Below are 5353 nucleotides of genomic sequence, written 5' to 3' on the forward strand. Positions count from 1 at the left end.
CTATACATTAGAAGATAATGCACTACACACGCTTAAAATAGTTGTTACAGACAGTGCTAATGCTACAGCAGAAAAAGGTGTCAGTATAAGCAAGAATATAATGCCATTAGGTGATGATGCAAGTCTACAAGATATAGCAAGTAAAATTAGTGAAATGAAAGAGGGTTTAAAAGGTGGAAAAAGAAGTATTATAAATGTATTAGCATTAAAGGATATAGATGCAAGTTTGAACAATACATTTGTTGAATTATCTGAAAAGGTAAAAGATTATTTTGATAGTGCAGATTATTTTTTCCAAGAGGCCAACAAAGGAAAAGAATTAATTGCAACTACCATTGGTTCACCTGCAACAAAAGAAAATACTTATCAAGAATTATCAAGTTATATAACTGGATTTAAAAATACTATAGGTTCATTGACTACTCAACTTGAAAGTGCTAGTAATAAACTGTCAGACCCTTATATTGCAAAAGTGAATAGCAAAGGTACTCCAAATACTTTTACAGTTGATTTTCGCATGTATTATCCATCATCATCATTTACTCGTAGAAGTACTTGTATATATGTTGATGCTACTTTTATTCACTATACTACACCAGGAGATATGAGTATAGGTGTTCATAAAAGTGTTAAATATGTTAAAACTGATACTAAAGATTTGAATAGTTATCGAATATTTTATGATGGTGATGGAACTCTTAGCTTAACTTATGAAGATAATTCTGTGAGGGTTGTTATACAAGGAGGATATACAAATTCACCTGGAAGAAAGAAATCTGATGTTTATTCTTATAACATTCGTATGGTGAATACTTATTGGGATTAATAAAGATATTAAAAAAGTATAGATGTTTGTATACCAATAGAATTAAATAAAAAGAGCTTAGATAATTCTAAGTTCTTTTTTATGTAAGAAATAAGGAGGGTATATGGAAGAAATAAGCATAAATCTATTATGTGCAGTAGCAGGAGTTGTAATATCCTACTTAGCATTTAGAAATAGCTCAAATAAAAAAATACAAGATGACACAGAAACAACTACAAAATTAGAACAACAAATAACTTTTCTGTGTGAGAATGTAAGAGATATAAAACATGATGTAGCGAAGTTTAATACTAGTTTCTTAGATATTAGTGAAAGAGTTGCAAAAGTAGAAGCAAGTACAAAACAAGCACATCTTAGAATTGATGAAATTATAAATAGAATTGGAGGAAAATAAGAGATGGATAATTTAATAAGTTTTATACCAGAGCAGTTGCTAATTTTAGTTGCTGCTCTTTATGTTTTAGGAGTTGGATGTAAGAAGTATAAGCAATTAGATAATAAGTATATTCCAGTTGTATTACTAGCACTTGGTGTAGGCTTCTCAATATGGATGCTAGGACTAAATGCTGACGCAGTTTTACAAGGAGTAATTTGTTGGGGTATATCAATAGGTATAAATCAAACTTACAAACAGTTGAAGGAGGAAAATAAATAATGAAAATATGTATTACAGTAGGACACAGTATTTTAAAAAGTGGTGCATGTACTTCTGCTGATGGAGTGGTTAACGAGTATCAATACAACAAATCTCTTGCACCAATATTAGCAGATACATTTAGAAAAGAAGGACATAAGGTAGATGTAATAATCTGCCCCGAAAGACATTTTAAAACTAAAAATGAAGAAAAGTCTTATAAAATACCTAGAGTTAATGGTGGAGCATATGACTTACTCATAGAACTACATTTAAATGCAAGTAATGGTCAAGGAAAAGGTTCAGAGGTGCTATATTATAGTAATAAAGGTCTAGAGTATGCAACTAGAATATGCAAGAAATTAGGCACCATATTTAGAAATAGAGGTGCTAAATTAGATAAAGGATTATATATTTTAAACAGTTCCAAACCTACAGCAGTGCTGATTGAAAGTTTCTTCTGCGATAATAAAGAAGATTATGAGAAGGCTGAGAAACTTGGATATGAGGGTATGGCTAAGTTAATTGTAGAAAGTGTATTAAATAAAAATATAATAAATGAGGGAGTTAAACTGATGTACAAACATACAATAGTTTATGATGGAGAAGTTGATAAAATCCCTGCAACTGTTGTTGGCTGGGGCTATAATGATGGAAAAATACTGATATGTGATATAAAAGATTATGTACCAGGTAAGACAGAAAATTTATATGTTGTAGGTGGTGGAGCATGTGAGAAGATAGGTTCCATAACTAAAGAAAAATACACTATGATAAAAGGTAATGATAGGTTTGATACACTTTACAGAGCGTTAGATTTTATTGATAGATAGATTAAGATATTTATTTACACTTTACTTACATTTTGCTTACACTTTTAATACAAAGAGAGCTTAAATATATGATATAACTAAGATAAGACATATTCATGTTAATTTGTTTTTAAATTTACAAAACATACAGGTTAATAAGTATATAAAATAAATAAATGAACAAAATTATATATAACTAGTAAAATGTAGTTACATATTTTTATTAAATTGTTTTTGAAAAATTAACTTTAAGAATGTATTAATATCATAATGAATATAAATTGTATTAAATAAAGAGTTATTCTATAGATTGCAAATGTAGGTTATATCTAATATAATTAGTGTATACCATAATTTGTAATCTTAAAAGGAGGCATTTATGGTAGAAAAGTTAAAGGGGGGGAAATTTATGTATAAAATGGAACTATTAAATAACATTAATTATAGTGTTAAGTATATACAAGAGATTCCTCAGAGTAGTATTGCTGAGTATGAACAATTTTGTGAGTGGTTAAATGATAAATATAAAGATGATAAGAGAAAAATAAACGAAAATAATCTAGAGTATTTTGATAGTTCTTTAAATAAGATTAAGATTTTACTGGAGGAAATTAATAAAAATATAAAGTCTATAGAAAAGATTATAAATCTAAATAAGATAGATTTTGATAATAAAGAGCATTTTATAGAACTTTTGGAGGATATGAAGGATGAGTATGAATTTTTGACTGATACTGATTCTACTGACTATGAACATTTTAACCGAATCATGTCTTGGTATAGATTGACACCAGATTATTTGGATTCATCAATAAAACATTTAGCAAACAATAAAGTTGATTTGAAAGGTATAGATTTTGATGAGGTATTAACTTCAGAACAATATAGTGTAAAAATAATTGAAGATGAATTTTAAGGGGGATTTAAAGGAAAAATGATGCTTAATTGTAGCGTGTGTAAGAATATAGAAGACTATAAGATTATATTGACATCTTTGAACATAAGTAACAAGTTGGTAGAACTGCCAGAAAAATTATCGGTTGGCATTAAATTTGAATTTTTAGATTTAGAATTTGAAAAAGATAAAATAAAAGTACCTTTTAATTTAGACATAATAGGTATGGATAAAGAGGTAGATGAAGATTTTATAGACAAAAGTGACGATGATGTATTATTTAAAATAAATTTAGTTTATAATAATGTATTATACTTAGAAAATGAGATTGAGAATAAGAAAGATTTAAATAAAGAATTAGAAAAGTATGTTTATTTTTTACTTGAACCAACTTTAAATGAAACTATATCTTCAATCGGAAATAAAATTGGAATCCCAAGCTTAAGGATTCCAAAAAGGATAAAGTAGTATGAAGATAACTATAAGCTATAATCAAATCATTTATCAAGAAGAACATATTGTATTTGAATTGTCTAATTTAATATTAGATAATCCAAAATTATTAACAGTTTTAGCTAACATATATATATTGATTGGAGAATTAAAACAAAAGAAAAATTTAGATAAAGAGAAGCAAACTAAAAATATTGTAAGACGTGTTACAAAAAAAGCTCTTTTTTCTGGTTGGATAAGCGAAGAAATAGGGCAAGATTTTATTAGATGTTGGAATGAAATAAGTAGTGAAAATTTAGGAAAAGTATTAGAACAAATAATATCCAGAATTGGACCTTATGATGTAGAAAAATTTGAAGATTTTCATAAATCGATGGAAGTAAAAGTTACTCAGACAGGTATGAAAAATGATTTTGATGTAGTTTTTTTTGAAAGAGAATCAAATCATTGTTATAAAAAAGGAGAGTATATAGATATATCTGGTTATGGTGAGTTTCATGAATGTAAAAAAAATATCTGTACATATATACCTAAAGACCCGAAGAGTGATTTAGATAAGAGAGTATCAAATAAATTAAAATTTATAAAAGCCACATATGAGTTAAAAAAAGATAATAAGTTTTATATCCCAACTTTTTTTCCTATGGTTAAGTCACAAAGAGAATTTTTACAAGATTATTTAAATGGAGAATACAATTTTATAGAAATATTGGATATATATCAACTTGAAAATAAAATTATGCTTAGTTAAATTAAAGTTATTGCTCAGCTTGGTAAAATGTGAGCTTACAAAGCACAACAAAATTACATAATATTATATTAAGTAAAAGGTGGTAGGGAAATCCTATCACCTTCTTTTGATTATTAATTTCAGTGTCTTATTATAAATAGTTTATACAGTTATATATTTCCTTCTAATTAAATAATAGGATATTATTGTTACAATTGATACTAATATTACCGATATTATTGCAGTATCAAACTTTCTTATTAATAAACCCATTATTATGTATTCTAAACCTAGTAAATATTGATAAAACATCTCTAGTTTAATAGCTTTTTCTCTGTCTATGCTTCCATATTTTAATTCTAATTTGTTAAAATAGCTCTCTCTAAAATAGTTAAATTTATGTTTAGTTAAGCCTTTTATTGCATTCCCTATTATAAATATTATTCCAAAAAGTAAAAATAGTCCATTCCAAAAATTCATAGTAGATACCTCATGTTAGATTTAATTTTCCTAATAAAAGTATATCAGTAATACAAGTATAAAGAGTATCTAAAATATTACAAATATTAACCGGATATATAAAACTATAGTATAAGTTGTAATAATAAAATGAACGAAAATTATCATACTAAAACATAAGACATGTTATAATTATATTGCATGCTTCATTAATATACACTAGAAGCACTCCTGCAAAAGAGTGCTTATTTTTTGCAATCCATTAATGTAAAAATATCAAGAACACTACTCAAAATATTTTAAAATTGATTTAAATAGGTCTTTTTAACAACATAAACTATAATGATATAATAAAAAATAGAAGTGTACTACCAATATGCTTCTATAGTTGCAATTAAGCATTCTCATGAGCGGGAGTGCTTTTTTCATTTTTCCATACAATATTATTTGATTCATCAATAATTATATTATATATACTAGCAATAAAAAAAGACCCTCAAAAGAGTCTTTCCCGAAAAATCTATATATTATAATATAGTTATAT

General features: G+C 26.4%; 7 protein-coding genes and 1 pseudogene. 7 read left to right on the top strand and 1 reads right to left on the bottom strand.

The window, feature by feature from the left end; all coding sequences use genetic code 11:
* The 7 genes and pseudogenes from KGF41_RS20280 to KGF41_RS20310 all read left to right on the top strand — a co-directional run.
* Nucleotides 1–826 (top strand): annotated as a pseudogene (locus KGF41_RS20280) (hypothetical protein); the annotation flags it as partial.
* A 103-nt stretch (nt 827–929) separates the two neighbouring features.
* Nucleotides 930–1220 (top strand): hypothetical protein, encoded by a 291-nt coding sequence (locus tag KGF41_RS20285; RefSeq protein ID WP_021418590.1) that lies wholly within the window; start codon nt 930–932, stop codon nt 1218–1220.
* A gap of 3 nt (nt 1221–1223) precedes the next feature.
* Nucleotides 1224–1481: a phage holin family protein gene (locus KGF41_RS20290; RefSeq protein WP_227857115.1), complete on the top strand. Its 258-nt coding sequence runs from the start codon at nt 1224–1226 to the stop codon at nt 1479–1481.
* Complete coding sequence (locus KGF41_RS20295) at nt 1481–2293, top strand: N-acetylmuramoyl-L-alanine amidase (RefSeq protein WP_227857116.1); 813 nt, start codon at nt 1481–1483, stop codon at nt 2291–2293. Before KGF41_RS20290 ends, KGF41_RS20295 begins: the two co-directional genes overlap by 1 nt.
* Before the next feature lie 388 nt (nt 2294–2681).
* The gene (locus KGF41_RS20300; RefSeq protein WP_227857117.1) at nt 2682–3188 is read left to right on the top strand and encodes a hypothetical protein; all 507 of its coding nucleotides are present in this window, start codon (nt 2682–2684) and stop codon (nt 3186–3188) included.
* Nucleotides 3189–3206: 18 nt separating this feature from the next.
* Nucleotides 3207–3635, top strand: a complete 429-nt coding sequence (locus KGF41_RS20305; RefSeq protein WP_227857118.1) for a hypothetical protein — start codon at nt 3207–3209, stop codon at nt 3633–3635.
* A gap of 1 nt (nt 3636) precedes the next feature.
* Complete coding sequence (locus KGF41_RS20310) at nt 3637–4371, top strand: hypothetical protein (protein ID WP_104792263.1); 735 nt, start codon at nt 3637–3639, stop codon at nt 4369–4371.
* A gap of 141 nt (nt 4372–4512) precedes the next feature.
* Here KGF41_RS20310 and KGF41_RS20315 read toward each other — a convergent pair whose 3' ends face one another.
* Nucleotides 4513–4830, bottom strand: a complete 318-nt coding sequence (locus tag KGF41_RS20315; protein WP_227857119.1) for a hypothetical protein — start codon at nt 4828–4830, stop codon at nt 4513–4515.
* Nucleotides 4831–5353 lie beyond the last annotated feature (523 nt).

It is taken from the genome of Clostridioides sp. ZZV14-6150, assembly GCF_020657875.1.
Lineage (GTDB): Bacteria > Bacillota > Clostridia > Peptostreptococcales > Peptostreptococcaceae > Clostridioides.